Annotated in this window: 17 protein-coding genes; 8 read left to right on the forward strand and 9 right to left on the reverse strand. The window is 73.1% G+C overall.

What is annotated here, in order from left to right; translation table 11 throughout:
• Window positions 1–28: 28 nt before the first annotated feature.
• From IE248_RS05670 to IE248_RS05685, 4 genes are all read right to left on the reverse strand, one after another.
• Window positions 29–922, reverse strand: coding sequence for an amino acid ABC transporter permease (locus tag IE248_RS05670; RefSeq protein WP_100583308.1), 894 nt, complete (start codon window positions 920–922; stop codon window positions 29–31).
• On the reverse strand, window positions 919–1593 hold the full coding sequence (locus IE248_RS05675; RefSeq protein WP_073777271.1) for an amino acid ABC transporter permease: 675 nt from the start codon (window positions 1591–1593) through the stop codon (window positions 919–921). Before IE248_RS05675 ends, IE248_RS05670 begins: the two co-directional genes overlap by 4 nt.
• Before the next feature lie 83 nt (window positions 1594–1676).
• Window positions 1677–2528: a glutamate ABC transporter substrate-binding protein gene (locus IE248_RS05680; protein WP_100583309.1), complete on the reverse strand. Its 852-nt coding sequence runs from the start codon at window positions 2526–2528 to the stop codon at window positions 1677–1679.
• A 118-nt stretch (window positions 2529–2646) separates the two neighbouring features.
• Entirely contained in the window at window positions 2647–3432 is a 786-nt protein-coding gene (locus IE248_RS05685; RefSeq protein WP_100583310.1) for an amino acid ABC transporter ATP-binding protein, read from the reverse strand.
• A gap of 340 nt (window positions 3433–3772) precedes the next feature.
• On the opposite strand from IE248_RS05685, the gene IE248_RS05690 reads away from it, so the two are divergent.
• Together IE248_RS05690 and IE248_RS05695 are read left to right on the forward strand one after the other, a co-directional pair.
• Window positions 3773–4495 (forward strand): response regulator transcription factor, encoded by a 723-nt coding sequence (locus IE248_RS05690; protein WP_073796336.1) that lies wholly within the window; start codon window positions 3773–3775, stop codon window positions 4493–4495.
• An 11-nt stretch (window positions 4496–4506) separates the two neighbouring features.
• Window positions 4507–5919: a sensor histidine kinase gene (locus IE248_RS05695; protein WP_037798240.1), complete on the forward strand. Its 1413-nt coding sequence runs from the start codon at window positions 4507–4509 to the stop codon at window positions 5917–5919.
• A 33-nt stretch (window positions 5920–5952) separates the two neighbouring features.
• Here IE248_RS05695 and IE248_RS05700 read toward each other — a convergent pair whose 3' ends face one another.
• Together IE248_RS05700 and IE248_RS05705 are read right to left on the reverse strand one after the other, a co-directional pair.
• Window positions 5953–8103 (reverse strand): endo-beta-N-acetylglucosaminidase, encoded by a 2151-nt coding sequence (locus tag IE248_RS05700; protein ID WP_190030455.1) that lies wholly within the window; start codon window positions 8101–8103, stop codon window positions 5953–5955.
• Window positions 8104–8184: 81 nt separating this feature from the next.
• Window positions 8185–9450 (reverse strand): glycoside hydrolase 5 family protein, encoded by a 1266-nt coding sequence (locus IE248_RS05705; protein WP_190030096.1) that lies wholly within the window; start codon window positions 9448–9450, stop codon window positions 8185–8187.
• A 384-nt stretch (window positions 9451–9834) separates the two neighbouring features.
• Between IE248_RS05705 and IE248_RS05710 the strand changes: the two genes are divergently transcribed.
• Entirely contained in the window at window positions 9835–10863 is a 1029-nt protein-coding gene (locus IE248_RS05710; RefSeq protein WP_190030097.1) for a LacI family DNA-binding transcriptional regulator, read from the forward strand.
• A 27-nt stretch (window positions 10864–10890) separates the two neighbouring features.
• Window positions 10891–11877 carry an ROK family protein gene (locus IE248_RS05715; RefSeq protein ID WP_229895143.1) on the forward strand — a complete coding sequence of 329 codons (987 nt, stop codon included), beginning with the start codon at window positions 10891–10893 and terminating at the stop codon, window positions 11875–11877.
• Between the two features lie 43 nt (window positions 11878–11920).
• Here the strand turns inward: IE248_RS05715 and IE248_RS05720 are convergent, their stop codons facing one another.
• On the reverse strand, window positions 11921–12919 hold the full coding sequence (locus tag IE248_RS05720; protein ID WP_008742932.1) for a TAXI family TRAP transporter solute-binding subunit: 999 nt from the start codon (window positions 12917–12919) through the stop codon (window positions 11921–11923).
• Window positions 12920–13001: 82 nt separating this feature from the next.
• Between IE248_RS05720 and miaB the strand changes: the two genes are divergently transcribed.
• Complete coding sequence (gene miaB / locus IE248_RS05725; RefSeq protein WP_190030098.1) at window positions 13002–14522, forward strand: tRNA (N6-isopentenyl adenosine(37)-C2)-methylthiotransferase MiaB; 1521 nt, start codon at window positions 13002–13004, stop codon at window positions 14520–14522.
• Between the two features lie 224 nt (window positions 14523–14746).
• Entirely contained in the window at window positions 14747–15454 is a 708-nt protein-coding gene (locus IE248_RS05730; RefSeq protein WP_190030099.1) for a class III extradiol dioxygenase subunit B-like domain-containing protein, read from the forward strand.
• A gap of 121 nt (window positions 15455–15575) precedes the next feature.
• On the opposite strand, the gene IE248_RS05735 is transcribed toward IE248_RS05730, so the two are convergent.
• Both IE248_RS05735 and IE248_RS05740 read right to left on the reverse strand, forming a co-directional pair.
• The gene (locus tag IE248_RS05735) at window positions 15576–15821 is read right to left on the reverse strand and encodes an antitoxin (protein ID WP_008742934.1); all 246 of its coding nucleotides are present in this window, start codon (window positions 15819–15821) and stop codon (window positions 15576–15578) included.
• A 23-nt stretch (window positions 15822–15844) separates the two neighbouring features.
• Window positions 15845–16051: a hypothetical protein gene (locus IE248_RS05740; protein ID WP_073796341.1), complete on the reverse strand. Its 207-nt coding sequence runs from the start codon at window positions 16049–16051 to the stop codon at window positions 15845–15847.
• A gap of 208 nt (window positions 16052–16259) precedes the next feature.
• Between IE248_RS05740 and miaA the strand changes: the two genes are divergently transcribed.
• Both miaA and IE248_RS05750 read left to right on the forward strand, forming a co-directional pair.
• Complete coding sequence (miaA, locus tag IE248_RS05745; protein ID WP_073796342.1) at window positions 16260–17198, forward strand: tRNA (adenosine(37)-N6)-dimethylallyltransferase MiaA; 939 nt, start codon at window positions 16260–16262, stop codon at window positions 17196–17198.
• Window positions 17199–17309: 111 nt separating this feature from the next.
• Entirely contained in the window at window positions 17310–17861 is a 552-nt protein-coding gene (locus IE248_RS05750) for a hypothetical protein (protein WP_190030457.1), read from the forward strand.
• Window positions 17862–17879: the final 18 nt, after the last annotated feature.

Consider the following 17879-nt stretch of genomic DNA (forward strand, 5'->3'; position numbering starts at 1 on the left):
AGTGTACTGACCGAGTGTCAGGAACTTGTCAGGGTGCCTTGCCCACGCCGGCCGCGCCGCCCGCGTCGACTTCGGCCACGTCGCCCCCGACGACCGCGCCGGTGCCCTTCTTGGAGCCGCGCAGGGTCCGCTCCAGCCAGGACGCGAAGGTGGTGAGCGCGAAGTTCACCGCGATGTAGATCAGCGCGATCACGATGAGGGTCGGGATGGTGTTGCTGTAGTTGGCCGAGATCTGCCGGTTCATCGACAGCAGCTCGCCGAAGCCCAGGAGCGCGCCACCGATCGCGGTGTCCTTGAGGATCACCACGAGCTGGCTCACCAGCGCCGGCAGCATCGCCGTGACGGCCTGCGGGAGCAGGACGTACGTCATGACCTGGCCCTTGCGCATGCCGATCGCCTTGGCCGCGTCGGTCTGGCCGCGCGGCAGCGTCAGGATGCCGGCCCGGACGATTTCCGCGATGACCGCCGCGTTGTAGAGGACCAGGCCGGTGACGACGGCGTACAGCGGGCGCAGCTCGGAGCTGACGGCCGAGAACTGCACGTACAGCGCGTAGCTGAACAGCATCAGCATCAGGACCGGGATGGCGCGGAAGAACTCGACGACCGCACCGACGGGGACGCGTATCCAGGCGTGGTCGGACAGCCGGGCGATGCCGAGGAGCGCGCCCAGCGGCAGCGCGATCACCATGGCGATCAGGCCGGCCTTGAGGGTCTCGCCGAGGCCCGGGAGGAGGAACGTCGTCCAGACCTGGCTGTCGGTGACGAACGGGCTCCACTTGTCGGCGTCGAGCTGGTTCTTGTCGGCCATGATGCTCAGCACCCACCACAGGGCCAAGCCGAACACCACGACGAAGACGCCCGAGTAGACCCAGTTGCGGGCCTTGGCCTTGGGGCCGGGAGTGTCGTACAGAACGGAACTCATCGCTTCACCGCCACTCGCTTGGACACCCAGCCCAGCAGGAGGCCGGTGGGCAGGGTCAGCACGACGAAGCCGAGGGCGAAGACCCCGAAGACGGCGAAGAGCGCGTCCGCCTCGTTCTCGATCATTTCCTTCATCAGCAGGGCCGCTTCGGCCACGCCGATGGTCGCCGCCACCGTGGTGTTCTTGGTGAGGGCGATCAGTACGTTCGCGAGCGGTGCGATGACCGCCCGGAAGGCCTGGGGGAGCACGATCAGCCGGAGCACCTGGAAGAAGCTCAGCCCGAGCGCGCGGGCGGCTTCGGCCTGACCGACGGGCACCGTGTTGATGCCCGAGCGCAGTGCCTCACAGACGAAGGTGCCGGTGTACGCGATGAAGCCGAGCACCGCGAGGCGGAAGCCGATCTCCTTGAAGTTGCTGCCGCCGAGCGTGATGCCCAAGGTCTGGTTCAGGCCCAGCGAGCAGCCGATGATCAGCACGGTCAGCGGAATGTTGCGTACGAGGTTGACGTACGCGGTGGCGAAGCCCCGCATCAGCGGAACGGGGCCGACCCGCATCCCGGCCAGGACCGTGCCCCAGACGAGGGAGCCGACCGCCGAGTAGAGGGTGAGCTGAACCGTCACCCAGAAGGCTCCGAGCACGTCGTACTGCCCGGAATTAAGAAAATCGAACACGATGCCCTGCGCTCTCCCCAGGATGGCCGGTGAGGTGCGCCGTCGCCCGCGACAGGCGGGTGGCGGCGCACCTCACCGAAGAATCAGCTGCCTTCGGTGATCTGCGGGGCCGGCTCCGCCTTGTAGTTCGCGGGGCCGAAGTTCGTGTCCACGGCCTTCTGCCAGGAACCGTCCGAGACCATCTTCTTCAGCGCGGCGTTGACCTTGGTCTGGAGGTCCTTGTCGCCCTTCTTCAGGCCGATGCCGTAGGGCTCGTCGCTCAGGTTCAGGCCGACCAGCTTGAACTTGCCCTTGTTCTTCTCCTGCGCGGCGAAGCCGGCGAGGATCGAGTTGTCCGTGGTCAGCGCGTCGAGGGACTTGTTCTCCAGGCCGGTGAGGCACTCGGAGTAGCCCGGAAGCTGCTGGAGGTCGGCCTCGGGGGCCAGCTTGGTCTTGACGTTCTGCGCGGAGGTGGAGCCGGTGACCGAGCAGAGCTTCTTCTTGTTGAGGTCCTCGGCCTTGGTGATCGAGCTGTCGTCGGCGCGGACCAGCAGGTCCTGGTGGGCCACGAAGTACGGGCCGGCGAAGTCGACCTTCGCCTTGCGCTTGTCGTTGATCGTGTAGGTCGCGACGACCAGCTTCACGTCACCGTTCGCGATCAGGTTCTCGCGCTCGGCGCTGACGGCCTGCTTGAACTCGATCTGGTTGGGCTGGTAGCCGAGCTCCTTGGCCACGTACGTCGCCACGTCGACGTCGAAGCCCGTGAACTTGCCGTCCGGGTTCTTCAGGCCCAGGCCCGGCTGGTCGAACTTGATGCCGATGACGATCTTGTCCTTCTTGGCACCACCGGAAGCGCCGCTGTCACTGGCCTTGTCGCTGCTGCCGCCGCACGCGGTGGCCGTCAGGGCGAGGACGACGGACACGGCCGCGGCCGCACCGGCCTTGAAAAGCTTCATGGTGAACTTCCCTCGGATGAGACGTAGTTGAAGGCTGAGCGGCAAGTGCGACGAGTGCGCCGCCGACCGCGTCGTTTCGGCAGTGATCCGCCAACGGACTCACTACCAGACGAAATCGTCAGTGGTGCAGGATCTTCGACAGGAAGTCCTTGGCGCGGTCACTGCGCGGGTTGCTGAAGAACTGCTCGGGCGTGGCCTCTTCGACGATCTTTCCGTCGGCCATGAAGACGACCCGGTTGGCCGCCGAGCGGGCGAAGCCCATCTCGTGTGTGACGACCACCATCGTCATGCCCTCCCGGGCGAGCTGCTGCATGACCTCCAGCACCTCGTTGATCATCTCGGGGTCGAGCGCCGAAGTCGGCTCGTCGAAGAGCATTACCTTCGGGTCCATGGCCAGCGCGCGGGCGATCGCCACGCGCTGCTGCTGGCCGCCCGAGAGCTGCGCCGGGTACTTCTCGGCCTGCGAGCCGACGCCCACCCGGTCCAGCAGTGCCTGCGCCTTCGCGTGGGCGGCGGCCTGGTCCGTCTTGCGGACCTTCAGCTGGCCCAGCATGACGTTCTGGAGCACCGTCTTGTGCGCGAACAGGTTGAACGACTGGAAGACCATGCCGACATCGGCACGCAGCCGGGCCAATTCCCTGCCCTCGGAGGGCAGTTCCTTGCCGTCGACCGTGATGGTCCCCGAATCGATGGTCTCCAGCCGGTTGATGGTCCGGCACAGTGTGGACTTGCCCGATCCCGAGGGACCGATCACCACGACGACCTCACCGCGGGCAATGCTCAGATCGATGTCCTGAAGCACGTGCAGCGCGCCGAAGTGCTTGTTGACGTTGCTCAGCACGACCAGGTCGTCCGCGGCACCGGCCGCGTCCTGCACGTCCTTGGTCACTGATACTCCGCTCATCGGCTTCTTGCTCCGTCCTCCTCGGTTGGGAGGACAGTAGTGAGAGGGCGAGCACAGCGTCATCACATCTGAGGGAGAATTGAGCATAACGATACGGCCTCGCCCGGATACGCTCCGTGGGCGGGCCCGCCGCGGAGCCGCCCGGGTCGTACCGGGTGCGTAACGGAAGGCGCGCCGGAGCTGAACCCCCTTGACGTGGGACTCTCCATCGGCGTGGATGCAGGGTGGCCTGTGAACGGAACGTAAACGGGCCGGAACGACGCACTCGCGGATCCCGAAAGACCTCGAAGATCCGCGGACCTCGAAGAAGACTCGAAGAAGACCACGGAAGGGTGCCGCAGTGAGACTGCTGCTCGTCGAGGACGACGACCACGTCGCCGCCGCCCTGTCCGCGATCCTCGCCCGGCACGGCTTCCGGGTGACCCACGCCCGCAACGGCGAGGAAGCGCTCCAGGCCCTGCTGCCCGCCGACGCGCCGCCCTTCGGGGTCGTCCTCCTGGACCTCGGCCTGCCCGACCAGGACGGCTACGAGGTGTGCGGCAAGATCCGCAAGCGCACCAGCACTCCGGTCATCATGGTCACCGCCCGGGCCGACGTGCGCTCCCGGATCCACGGCCTGAACATGGGCGCCGACGACTACGTGGTCAAGCCCTACGACACCGGTGAGCTCCTCGCCCGGATCCACGCCGTCGCCCGGCGCACCGGCGGCTCCGAGAACACCGCCGCCGCCACCCCCGGCCCCGCCGGGACCGGCGGCGAAGGCGGCGTGGTCCGCCTCGGCCCCGTCAGTATCGAGCTGCCCACCCGCCGCGTCAGCGTGGACGGGGCGGACGTGCCCCTGACCCGCAAGGAATTCGACCTGCTGGCCCTGCTCGCGCAGCGCCCCGGCGTGGTCTTCCGCCGCGAGCAGATCATCAGCGAGGTGTGGCGCACCAGCTGGGAAGGCACCGGCCGGACCCTGGAGGTCCACGTCGCCTCGCTGCGCTCCAAGCTGCGCATGCCGGCGCTCATCGAGACCGTCCGCGGGGTGGGCTACCGGCTCGTCACCCCCGCCGCCTCCTAGCGGGCCCCGCCGTGCGCGCCCGGCTGCTGCCCCTGCTCGTCATCCTGATGGCGGGCGTCCTGCTCGCGCTCGGGTTCCCGCTCGCCGTCGCGCTCGCCGCCGGCCAGCAGCAGCGCGTCGTCGTCGACCGGATCGACGACAGCGCCCGCTTCGCCGCGCTCGCCCAGTTCGTCATCGACGCCGAGAGCTCCGGCTCCTCCGGGGCCGACGGGCGCCGCCAGACCCTCCAGCTCGAACTCGCCCGCTACCAGGAGCTGTACGGGATCCGGGTGGGCATCTTCTACCGCGACGACAACGCCATGGCCCGGTCCCCCGGCTGGTGGGAGCTGCCCTCCTCCGGGGAGGGCCGGGACGCCTTCCAGGCGGCCCTGGCCGGACGCCGCAGCCACGACCCCGCCCAGGTGTGGCCCTGGGACGCGCACGGCAAGCTCCTCGTCGCCTCCCCGGTCGTCCTCGACGGGGACGTGGTCGCCGTCGTCGCCACCGAATCACCCACCGATCAGATGCGCGGCCGCATCCTGCGGGGCTGGCTGCTCATCGCCGCGGGACTCGCCGCCGCGATGCTCCTCGCCTTCGGCGCGGCCCTGCGGCTCACCACCTGGGTCCTCAAGCCCGTCCAGACCCTGGACGCCGCCGCCCACGGCATCGCCACCGGGCGGATGAACTCCCGCGTCGCGGCCGCCGGCGGGCCGCCGGAACTCCGGAGCCTGGCCCGCTCGTTCAACGAGATGGCCGACAACGTCGAAGAGGTGCTGGAGCAGCAGCGGGCGTTCGTCGCCGACGCCTCCCACCAGCTGCGCAACCCGCTCGCCGCGCTGCTCCTGCGCATCGAGCTGCTCGCCCTCGAACTCCCCGAGGGCAACGAGGAGATCGCCTCCGTGCGTACGGAGGGCAAGCGCCTGGCCCAGGTCCTCGACGACCTGCTCGGCCTGGCGCTGGCCGAGCACGCCTCCGCCGAGATCAGCCTCACCGACATCGGGGCCCTGACCACCGAGCGGGTCGCCGCCTGGCGGCCGTTCGCCGAGGAGAAGGGCGTACGGCTCACCGGGACGGGCCGGGCCGCCGTCACCGGCTGGGCCGACCCCATCGCGCTGTCCAGCGCGCTCGACGCCGTCATCGACAACGCCCTGAAGTTCACCCCCGGAGGCGAGGAGGTCGAGGTGTCGGTCTCCGGCGAAGGACCCTCCGTCCTCGTCGTCGTCGCCGACCGGGGGCCCGGCCTGACCGAGGAGGAGCTCCAGCGCGTCGGCGACCGCTTCTGGCGCAGCGGCCGCCACCAGAACATCAAGGGTTCCGGACTCGGCCTGTCCATCTCCCGCGCGCTGCTCGCCGCGGGCGGCGGATCCCTCTCGTACGAGAAGAACCCGCCGCACGGGCTGCGGGTGACGGTCTCGGTGCCGCGGACCGACCCGCACTCCGCCTGAGCCCCGCCTGAGCCCCGTCGGGTCCCGGGGCCGTCAGGTCCAGGCGAGGGTGGTGGCGGAGGGGCCGGACAGCGCGTACAGCTCGTCCACCGCGCGGACCTCGAAGACGGCCGCCCGCTCCCCGGCGGCGCGTTCCACGGCGGGCAGGTGGAGCGCCGCGCCGCAGGTGCCGCCGAGGAAGCGGCGGGTGCCGTCGGGCAGCACGCGGGACACCTCGTAGTGGCGGACGGCCCCGGGTGAGCGCTGCCAGGCCAGTCGCAGCGAGGCCCTGCCGTTCGCCTGGGCCGAGGCGGTCACCGTCAGGACACCCGGCGAGGCCGGTCGCCGCCGCGCGGTCGTGTCGTGCAGCGACAGGGCTCCGAGCCGCCACGACACCGGTGTGTTCCCGCCCGGGGTGATCCGTACGGCCAGCCCGTACGCGGTCGTGCCCGGCGGGGAGGAGATCCGGATCCGGGAGGTCCGCCAGCCCGCGCCGCCGGTGGTCTCCGCCTTCCGCCAGGTGTACGGGACCGGCCCGCCCGGGGCGGACGGCTCGCGGGTGGCGACGCCGACCTCCACGCCCACGGTGCCCGCCTCGCTCGCGTGGACCAGCTCCAGGACGGTGGTCGCCGGCAGCGGGATCCGGGTGCCGTGCAGCCCGACGACGGCCGGGGCGGTGAGCCGGCCCGCCACCAGCAGGCTGGAGCCGCCGCGCCAGGCCCGCGCGAAGTCCAGGGTGACGGCGGGGCGCTCCCCGGCCGTGTCCACCGCCCAGCGGCGGCCCGGCAGCCGGTCCTGGAGCCCGAGGTGGTTCCACGGCGCCTCGGAGGTGACCTCCCCGCCCTCGTACCAGCGCTCGCCGTGCCCGGTGTTGAACGCGCAGGCGAACGGCAGCGCGGTGACGGTCGAGCGGTCGGCGACGACGGTCGCGGGCGCCCGCCAGAGCGCCCCGGGCGCCGGGCGCGCCGGGTCCAGGGACTCGCCCGTCCAGAACCGGTCGTCGGCGCGGTGGAAGGCGCCCGGGGAGCGGTCGGTGAGGTGGTTGCGGGTCCACTCGGGGCGGTAGAAGCCGTAACTGACGACGTGGTCGCGGTCGCGCGGAACGATGGCGTCCCAACGGACCGCGGAGTCCCAGCCGTTGGACTCGGTGTCCACGGCCGCCCACAGCTCGTACCGGCTCCGGCCGAGGCGCCCGGCGAGCGCGCCGGAGGCGGCCAGCGACTGCGCGGTCCAGCGGAAGTCCACGAAGACGCTGTCCGCGACCCGGCCCGCCCGGTCCTCGAAGAACTCCTGGTTCAGCGAGTTCAGCGCGCCCTGCCAGCCGACCCGGCCGGTGCTGTTCATCGCGTCGTACCAGGTGATGCGCAGCCCGTGCGGGGCGCCGGCCGCCCGCAGGGCGCGCAGGAACTCCCGCATCCGGGTGGCGAGCACGCTGTCCCCGCCGTCCGTCTCGGCGTTGACGAACCAGCCGTCGAACCCGTACGTCCGCGCCACCTGTACGAGTTTCTCGGCGACCGGGAACCGGCCCAGCGCGTCCCGCTGGACCAGGTCCCGGGTCCAGCGCAGGTCCCCGCCGTAGGCGACGGGCGGCAGGAAGACGTTGCCGAGCACCGGGACCCCGTTGCGGTGCGCGGCGTCCACCACGGGGGCGTTCGGGGCGAGCACGATGCCCTCGCCGGCGGAGCCGCCCCAGAACACCAGCTCGTCGAGGTACGCCCAGTGCGTGAGCGCGTAGTAGTCGGCGGTCGGGGAGCCCTGGGAGGGGTTCCCCGCGGTCGGCGCGAAGGAGACGAGCGAGGAGATCCTGGCCTGCCCGGCGCGGGCGCCGGGATGCGCCGGGACGGGCGTGAAGCGCGGCGCGAGGGGGACGGTGGCGGTGTTGTGGGCGAGGTCGGGGTCGGACTCCGGGCTCCAGTCCAGCAGGGAGCGCCACACGATGCCCGGGTCGGGAGTACCGCTCGGGAGGGAGCCGGGGAACCAGTAGGAGGCGTACGGGGCCAGGTCGGCCGGGGTGGGCACGGCGGCCCCCGGGTCCGCGGCGGCCGGGACCGCCGCAGGGACCGGCGCCGGGGCCGCCGTGGCGGCTCCGGTCGCGCCGAGCAGCGCGGCGGCCCCCGCCCCGGCCCCGGCGGCGAGCACCCCGCGCCGGGTCGGCGGGGTCACGGCCGCGGCGGGAGCCGGAGCCGTCGCGCGGGGCGGGCGCATCGAGCGGGCGGTGCGAGGGTCGGCGCCGTGGCCGGTCTCGGACATGCGGGCTCCTCGGTGAGGGGTGGCGGGAGTGCGGGGTCAGATGACGTCGGGCACGCGCAGCACCTCGGTGATGCCGCGCGCGGACAGGTGCGCGGGGTCCCCGGCGAGTCCGGCCAGCACCACCGCAGGCCGGAGCCCCTGGGCGGTCAGCGCCGCCCAGGCCTCGAAGAACGCCCCGCCCGGGGCGCACACCGAGCGCCGGGGCGCCGCGTCCGCCCCGCCGACGTCGACGGCGAGCGCGGTGGACCGTACGGCGGGGCGGTGCTCCCGGCCGCGCCACTGCCCGGCGACGCGGGCGACGGCCGCGCCGGCCGGCTTGACCGCGCGGTCGTTGGTGAGCAGGCCGAGCCCGTACTCCAGCTCGGGGAAGTCCGCGAGCTCCCGCGACACGTCGTGCGAGCACCACCAGGTCACGCCCCACAGGTCCGGGCAGTCCAGGGCGCCGGCCAGGGTGGCCCGGGTGAACTCGGCGGCGTGTTCCGCCGGGATCAGCGGCGCGGGCGCCCCGACCTCCTGGAGCCACACCGGGCGGTGCGGGTCGCGCGCCCAGGCCTTGGAGAGCTCGATCAGGTACGCGGCGTGGTGCTCGGTCGCGGTCCCGGCGCGGCCGTGGCGCTGGGCGGTGCCGTTGAACACCCAGGAGTGCACGGCGGTCGCGGCGCCGAGCCGGGCCGCCTGGGCGGCGGTGAACGGGTGGCCGTCCTGGTACCAGGCGGCGTCGTACGCGGCGTGCAGGTGGAACCGCCCCGGGGCGCCCTTCTCGCAGGCGGCGAGCATCCGTTCGAGCCACCGGCCGGCCTGGGCGCGGGTGATCCGGTCGGGGGAGGGGTGCGGGGCGTCGGAGAACTGGTTGACCTCGTTGCCGACCGTCATGCCGAGGAAGTTCGGCCGGTCCGCGAGGGCGGCGGCGAGCGTGCGCAGGTACTCCTCCTGGCCCGCGATCACCTCCGGGTCGCCGAAGATGTTCCGGCGGTGCCAGGTCGTGGTCCAGGCGGGCAGGAAGTCGAAGCTCGACAGGTGCCCCTGGAGTCCGTCCACGGCGACGTCGAGGCCGCGTTCGGCGGCGGCGTCGGCCAGCGCCACGAGCTGCTCGACGGCGCGCGGCCGGATCAGCGTGCGGTTCGGCTGGAACAGCGGCCACAGCGGGAAGACCCGGACGTGGTCCAGGCCGAGCGCGGCGACCGAGTCGAGATCGGCCCGCACCTCGTCGAGGTCGAAGTCGAGCCAGTGGTGGAACCAGCCGCGGGTCGGGGTGTAGTTGGCGCCGAAGCGGAGCGGACGAGGGGAGCCTTCGTCGAGCATGTGGCGTCCTGGAGTTCTGGAGTTCTGGGACTCTGGGGAATTCGCCGGGTGACGCACAACCTGCCGGGTGCCACGGGGTCACGTCAACAGGGCCTCCAGCGGCGGTACTTATGCGCTTCAGTGCCGTTGACAGAAGGGCTCCGGCCCTCTCAAGCTGAGCGAGCTAATGCGGTTTAGTTTCTCCGGAGCGAGAAAGCGTCCGGAGTCGACAGCGGTATGTGGCCCCGGCCGCCCGGGCCCGCCGTCGCGCCGGCCGTGGCGGGATTCCTCCCCGCCCCAACACCCCTCCGGGGAATGACCCGACGGCGGTCGAGGCGGTCCGCGATGGCGGGATCGCGTACGGTCCCGCCATCGCAGTCCGCGTCACCGAGGGATGAGGCAGGCATGGCCCGCAGACCCACCATCAAGGACATCGCCCGGCAGGCCGGAGTGTCGCAGAGCGCCGTCTCCTTCGCGCTCAACGACCGCCCGGGCGTCTCCACGGACACCCGCGCCCGGATCCGCCGGGTCGCCGAGGAACTCGGCTGGCAGCCCAACAGCGCCGCCCGCGCCCTGTCCGGCGAACGCTCCGGCGCGGTCGGCCTCGTCCTCGCCCGGCCCGCGCACACCCTCGGCGTCGAGTCCTTCTTCCTCCAGCTCGTCTCCGGCATACAGGAGGTGCTCGCGGCCGGCCGGATCGCCCTCCTCTTCCAGGTGGTGGAGGACATCGACGCCGAATGCGCGGTCTACCGGCGCTGGTGGGCCGAACGCCGCGTGGACGGGGTCCTCGTCGTCGACCCGCGCACGCGGGACCCGCGCCCGGCGCTGCTCGAACAACTGGCGCTGCCCGCCGTACTGGTCGGAGGGGCGGGCGGCGGCGCGCACTCCTCGGTCTGGGCCGACGACGCCCGGGCCATGACCCGGATCCTCGAACACCTCCACGTGCTGGGCCACCGCCGGATCACCCACATCGCCGGCCTGCCCGGCCTCGCCCACACCGCCCGCCGGATGGCCTCGCTGCGCACCGAGGCCGCGCGCCTCGGCCTCGGCCCCGACCGGGTGCGCTCGGTCGTCACCGACTACTCCGACGCGGAGGGCGCCGCGGCCACCCGCCGGGTCCTCGCCGAGCCCGAGCCGCCCACCGCCCTGGTCTACGACAACGACGTGATGGCGGTGGCCGGCAGCGCCGTCGCCGCCGAACTGGCCATCCCCGTGCCGGACCGGCTCTCCATCGTGGCCTGGGACGACTCCGCGCTCTGCCGGGTCACCCACCCCCGGCTCACCGCCCTCGTCCGGGACACCGCCGCGTTCGGCCGGCTCGCCGCCGAGGAACTGCTCGCCGTCCTCGCCGGGGGCCCGCCCCGGCTCCGGGAGGCCGAGCGGCCCCGGCTGGAACCCCGCGAGAGTACGGCGCCGCCGACGGCCGCATACTGAGTCCCGACCCCTCCCTGGAGCGCCACCGTGACCACTCCCACCTCCGCCGTCCCCGGCTCCCGCGGCCCCGCCGCGACCGCGGGCCTGACGGCGGCGATCGACATCGGCGGTACGAAGGTCGCGGGCGCGCTGGTGCACCCCGACGGCACGATGACCGCCACCACCCGCCGCCCCACTCCCCGGGACGCGGACGCGGACGGGGTCTTCGCCGCCGTCGCGGAGGTCGTCGCGGAGCTGGCGCGCTCGCCGCTGTGGCCCTCGGTGGTCCGCTGCGGGGCCGGCAGCGCCGGGCCCGTGGACACCTCGCGCGGCACGGTCAGCCCCGTCAACATCGGCGCCTGGCGGGACTTCCCGGTGCAGGAGCGGATCGCGGCGGAACTGGCCCGGCACGGCGCCGCCGTCCCGACGGTCCTGGCCGGCGACGGCGTGGCGATGACCGCGGCCGAGCACTGGCTCGGCGCGGCCCGGGGCCACGCGAACGCCCTGTGCATGGTGGTCTCCACCGGCGTCGGCGGCGGACTGATCCTGAACAACCAGCTCCACCCCGGCCCCACCGGCAACGCGGGCCACATCGGCCACATCAGCGTCGCCTTCGACGGGGAGCGGTGCGTCTGCGGCGGAATCGGCTGCGTCGAATCCCTCGCCTCGGGCACCGCCATCGCCCGCTGGGCCCTCGCCCAGGGCTGGACCCCCGCCGGGGACCCCACGGCGGCGGGCGTCGCCGCGGCCGCCGCCGCCGGGGACCCGGTCGCGCTGGCCGCCTTCGACCGCGCGGGGCGCGCGCTGGCCGCCGCCATCGCGGCCACCGCGACCCTGGTCGAAACGGACATCGCCGTCATCGGGGGCGGGGTCGCCGCCTCGGGGGACACCCTGTTCGGTCCGATCCGGGCGCACCTGGCCTCGTACGCCACGCTGTCCTTCGTGCGCGACGTCCAGGTCGTACCGGCCCTGCTCGGCACCCACGCGGGGCTGATCGGCGCGGCCGCCGCCGCCCTGAGCCTGCTGCCGGGCTAGGCCTCGGCTCTCGGCATGGCCGTCGCTCTCGGCCCGGCCGTCCCTACGGCTTGACGGATCGGTAGTACCGCCCGGCGCCCTCGTGCAGGTCCAGCGGGTCCGTGTAGATCGCCGTCCGCAGGTCCACCAGCTGCGCCGCGTGCACCTCGTGCCCGATGCCGTCCCGGCTCGCGATCACCGTACGGGTGAACTGCTCCGTCAGCCTCGGATCCGTCCTGGCCGTGGTGACCAGCAGGTTCGGCACGGCCAGCGTGGACACCGGGGACGTGTTGCGCGCCCGCGCGTACGCGTCCTGCGGCATCACCGCCGCCCGGTAGTACCGGGCCGGGCTGCCCCCGGCCTGCAAGGGCTCCACCAGGTCGCCCAGCTGCACGAGCCGGATGTCGAACCGCTCCGACAGCTCCTTCACCGCGTTCGTCGGAAGCCCGCCGGACCAGAAGAACGCGTCGATCCGGCCCGCTTCCAGCTCCGCGGGCATCGTGTCGATCCCTATGGACACCGGGGTGATGTCCCGCACCGGGTTCAGCTTCGCCGCCGCCAGCAGCCGGTCCGCTATGAGGCGCACCCCGGAGCCGTTCTGGCCGACCGCGACCCGCTTGCCCTTGAGGTCCCGCGTCGACTGCACCGGCGATCCCGCCGGGACCACCAGCTGCACGTAGTCGTCGTAGAGCCGCGCGCAGCCGCGCAGCGACTCCGCGCCCGGCTTGCCGTCGGCCCGGTACTTGGCGACCGCGTCCGCCGTCGCCACCGTGAAGTCAGCCTGCCCGGCGGACACCCGCTGGAGGTTCTGCTGCGAGCCCTCGCTCGTCTCCAGCCGGACCTTCACCCCGGGCATGTCCGTCGCGAGCGCCTGCTTGAGCAGCTCGCCGTAGAGGTGGTAGACGCCGGAACGGACCCCCGTGCTGAAGGTGAGATCGCCGCTCGGCTCCGGCTCCGCGAAGGGCTTCAGCCACCACAGCAGCAGCCCGAGCAGCGCCAGCACGACGCCCAGCCCCTGGAGGGCGCGGCGCCTGCTGATCCGCCGGGGCGTGAGGAGGTGCATGCCCGCGATCCTGCCAGCCCCCCGCCGTCCTGTCACGACGGGCCCGGGACCCGCCGCTCCCGGTACCGCCTACCCTTGTCGCATGACCAGCAGCAGCGACCGGAGCACGGCAGTGGACGTCAAGGGAACTTACGAGGTGCGCACCTACGGGTGCCAGATGAACGTGCACGACTCCGAGCGGCTGTCCGGTCTGCTGGAGGGCGCGGGCTACACGCGCGCGCCCGAGGGCTCCGACGGCGACGCCGACGTGGTGGTGTTCAACACCTGCGCCGTCCGTGAGAACGCCGACAACAAGCTGTACGGCAACCTCGGCCGCCTCGCCCCGATGAAGACCAAGCGCCCCGGCATGCAGATCGCCGTCGGCGGCTGCCTCGCGCAGAAGGACCGCGACACGATCGTGAAGCGGGCCCCCTGGGTCGACGTCGTCTTCGGCACGCACAACATCGGCAAGCTGCCGGTCCTGCTGGAGCGCGCCCGCGTCCAGGAGGAGGCGCAGGTCGAGATCGCCGAGTCGCTGGAAGCCTTCCCCTCCACGCTCCCGACCCGCCGCGAGTCCGCCTACGCCGCCTGGGTCTCGATCTCCGTCGGCTGCAACAACACGTGCACCTTCTGCATCGTCCCGGCGCTGCGCGGCAAGGAGGAGGACCGCCGTCCCGGCGACATCCTCGCCGAGGTGGAGGCCCTGGTCGCCGAGGGCGTCTCCGAGATCACCCTGCTCGGCCAGAACGTGAACGCGTACGGCTCCGACCTGGGCGACCGCGAGGCCTTCTCGAAGCTGCTGCGCGCCTGCGGCGGGATCGAGGGCCTGGAGCGGGTCCGCTTCACCTCCCCGCACCCGCGCGACTTCACGGACGACGTGATCGCGGCGATGGCCGAGACCCCGAACGTGATGCCGCAGCTGCACATGCCGCTCCAGTCGGGATCGGACCCCATCCTGCGCGCGATGCGCCGCTCGTACCGGCAGGAGCGCTTCCTCGGCATCATCGAGAAGGTCCGCGCCGCGATTCCGCACGCCGCGATCTCCACCGACATCATCGTGGGCTTCCCCGGTGAGACGGAGGAGGACTTCCAGCAGACGATGCACACGGTGCGCGAGGCGCGCTTCGCGAACGCGTTCACCTTCCAGTACTCCAAGCGCCCCGGCACCCCGGCCGCGGACATGGAGGGGCAGATCCCGAAGGAGGTCGTCCAGGACCGCTACATGCGGCTGGTCGCGCTCCAGGAGGAGATCTCCTGGGAGGAGAACAAGAAGCAGGTCGGCCGGACCCTGGAGGTCATGGTCGCGGAGGGCGAGGGCCGCAAGGACGGCGCCACGGACCGCCTCTCGGGGCGCGCCCCGGACAACCGCCTCGTGCACTTCACCAAGCCGGACGAGGAGGTCCGCCCGGGCGACGTGGTCACCGTCGACATCACCTACGCGGCCCCGCACCACCTGCTGGCCGAGGGCCCGACGCGGTCCGTACGCCGTACCCGCGCGGGCGACGCGTGGGAGAAGCGCAACGCCGCTCCGCCGCAGCCGGCGGGCGTCATGCTCGGCATCCCCACCCTCGGCGTCCCGGCCCCCCTGCCCCCGACCACCTCGGGCTGCGCCGTCTCCTCCTGACGCCTGCCCGGCCCTGCCCCGCCCCACCCGGCGTTCCAGGCGTGGGTCCGGGCAGAGCCCCAGGCCCCACCAGCCCGCCCGGTGCCGTGGGACCGGGCTCCGGGCAGCGCCCGGGAAACGGCGGCGGCGGAAGGGCGGCGGGGCCGCGCGGCGGCACGGTGTCGAGGCCGGGCGGGAGGCCCTCCGCCACCCCGCTCCGGCCGGCGACGGCTAGGCTGCGGATCATGCTCGTAGCCGCCGCCGTCTGCCCCGCCCCGCCGCTGCTCGTACCGGAGGTCGCCGCCGGGGCCGCCGCCGAGCTCGCGGACGCCCGTACCGCCTGCTCCGACGCGCTCGCCGTCCTCGCCGCCGCCCGCCCCGACCGCCTGGTCGTGGTCGGCGCCGCCGGGGCGGACCACACCGGCCCCTACCCCCAGGGCTCCCGCGGCAGCTTCCGCGGCTTCGGGGTGGCCGCCGACGTACGGCTCGGCGAAGGCGAGGAGGGCCCGCGTGTGCTGCCCACCTCGCTCGCCGTCGCCGCCTGGCTGCTCGCCCGCGCGCGCTGGGGCGCGGCCCCCGTCGAGGGCCTCGGTGTCGCCGAGCCCCTGGAGGCCGACGCCTGCCTGCGCACCGGCCGGGAACTCGCAGTCACCGACGACCGCGTCGCCCTCCTCGTCATGGGCGACGGCAGCGCCTGCCGCACCGTGAAGGCCCCCGGGTACCTCGACGAGCGCGCCACCGCCTTCGACGCCGAGGCGGCCCGCGCCCTCGGCGCGGCCGACACCGCCGCCCTCGCGGCCCTCGACCCCGGGCTCGCCCGGGAGCTCAAGGCCGCCGGACGGGCCCCCTGGCAGGTGCTCGCGGGCGCCGCCGAGGGCGCGGGCCTCGACGGCCGGCTGCTGTACGACGAGGCCCCGTACGGGGTCGGCTACTTCGTCGCCACCTGGTCCTGAAACCTCGCCCGGGCCGTCGCTGAACGCCGCCGCTGGACGCCCCTGAGGGCCGTCAGAGCGCCTCCGGGCACACGGAAGGGGCGCGAGGGCACCCTGCCCCCGCGCCCCTTCCGGGACCGCGTCAGGAAGCCGCCGGCGGCGTCTGCCCGCCGGGGCCGTCCTTGTGCGCGATCTTGCCCAGGGCGTCCTTCGCCTTGCTCGTGCCGGTCTCGATCCGGCCGTGGTACTTGCCCTTGGTCTTGGAGTCCACGACCTGGGCCACCTTGTCCAGATTCTGGCCGATCCTGCCCTCGTGCTGCTGCGCGAGGTCTCCGACCTTGTCCTTCGCCGGCGCGAGCTTGGCCTTCAGATTGTCCAGCAGACCCATGGGTCACCTTCCAGTGGCGGTGGCTACGTGCGGGCGCCCTCGCCGGTCTCGCTGTCCGCTGCGGCCTCCGCCGACTGCTGCTTCGGAATCTCCACGGCTTCCGCCGCAGGAGCCCCCTCCTCAGCCGTCCCGGCCTCTGCCCCCTCGGACGCGGCCGTCAGATCCCCGGCCGCGACCTCCTCGGTCGAAGCCTGGTTCTTACGGCCAAAAAACCGGCCAAAAACGCCCATGTCTGCTCCTATAACGCTGCTCGTGTGAGTGAAGTTCCGCCCGGTTCGAACCGGCTTGCGCCCGTGCTCGCGCCGGGCCCGCGCCGGACGCTCGCCCGGACGGAACCACGCCAGGGCAACGACCCCGCCCGGGCCCCGTCACGTAACTCGATCGGGTACACGCCGGTATCTGGCCAGGGCTTCGCGAGGGGTTTGCGAGACTGGGGCGGTGAGGAAAGCAGCCCCCGCACCGCGGGTCATCGCCGTCGTCGGTCCCACCGCGGCCGGAAAGTCCGACCTGGGCGTCGCCCTGGCCCGCCATTTCGACGGCGAGGTCGTCAACGCCGACTCCATGCAGCTGTACCGGGGGATGGACATCGGCACCGCCAAGCTGACGGTCGAGGAGCGCGGCGGAGTCCCGCACCACCTCCTCGACGTCTGGGAGGTGACCGAGACCGCCAACGTCGCCGAGTACCAGCGGCTGGCCCGCGTCGAGATCGACAAGCTCCTCGCCGAGGGCCGCACGCCGGTGCTCGTCGGCGGATCCGGGCTGTACGTCCGCGGCGCCCTCGACGCCATGGAGTTCCCCGGCACCGATCCAGAGGTCCGGGCCCGGCTGGAGGAAGAGGTCACCCTGCGCGGCCCCGGCGCCCTGCACGCGCGGCTCGCCGCCGCCGATCCCGCCGCCGCGGCGGCCATCCTGCCCAGCAACGGCCGCCGGATCGTCCGCGCCCTGGAGGTCATCGAGATCACAGGGCGGCCGTTCACCGCGAACCTGCCCGGTCACGAGTCGGTCTACGACACCGTCCAGATCGGCGTGGACGTCGGCCGGCCCGAACTCGACGAGCGGATCGCGCGGCGCGTCGACCGGATGTGGGAGGACGGGCTGGTCGACGAGGTCCGCGCCCTGGAGGCCCGGGGGCTGCGTGACGGAATCACCGCCTCCCGCGCCCTCGGCTACCAGCAGGTGCTGTCCGCTCTCGCGGGTGAATGCACCGAGGAGGAAGCCAAGGCCGAGACCGTCCGCGCCACCAAGCGGTTCGCCCGGCGTCAGGACTCCTGGTTCCGCCGCGACCCGCGCGTGCACTGGCTCAGCGGAGCCGTCGTGGACCGCGGGGAACTCCCCGGGCTCGCGCAGTCGTTGGTCGAACGAGCGGTTACAGCCTGATCACGTGATGGCATCGGGACGCCCCGTGCGCCAGTCGGCGCCCCGGGAGCGTGCCATCATCAAACTTCTGAACAGCGGCGTACGAAGTCCGAGTGGGGAGGGCGCGTGGCTATGGAGGCCGGCCCTCGAAACACTGGGCAGGACGAGACCCGGCGGGAAACCGACCCGGTGCGACTCGACGGGTCCGAGGGCCCCGTCGAGCCCGACGGAGCCGTCGGGGCCCTGGCCGGGCCCGACACCCTCGGGCTGCCCGCCGAGCCCGCGCGGCTGAGCCCCGACGGGCCGGACGCGCCGGACCCCGCCGAGGTGGAGGCCGCGTCCGGCCCCGAGTTCGAGGTGGAGCTGCGCCCGCAGCGCCGCCTGCGCATCTGGCAGATCGCCCCCATCGTGCTGCTGGCCCTGGCCGGCTCGCTGATGTTCGCGTTCCCGCTCGCCTTCGAATTCGGCGACGGCGGCGCGGTGGTCGCCATGCTGGGCTTCCTCATCAGCTCCTGCGCGGGCGGCTGGGGCATGATGGCCGCCCGCCGGGTGGGCTACAGCTGGCCCGGGCTGCCGCCCAGGGGATCGGGGCGCCGCCCCGACTGGCGCATGGCCGCGCTGTACGCGCTGGCCGCGCTGGCCGTCGTAGCGCTCGCGGTGTACCGCGTGGCGCGGCTGCGCTAGCCGCCGGCTGCCACCCGT

The organism is Streptomyces goshikiensis, from assembly GCF_014650555.1.
GTDB lineage: Bacteria > Actinomycetota > Actinomycetes > Streptomycetales > Streptomycetaceae > Streptomyces > Streptomyces goshikiensis.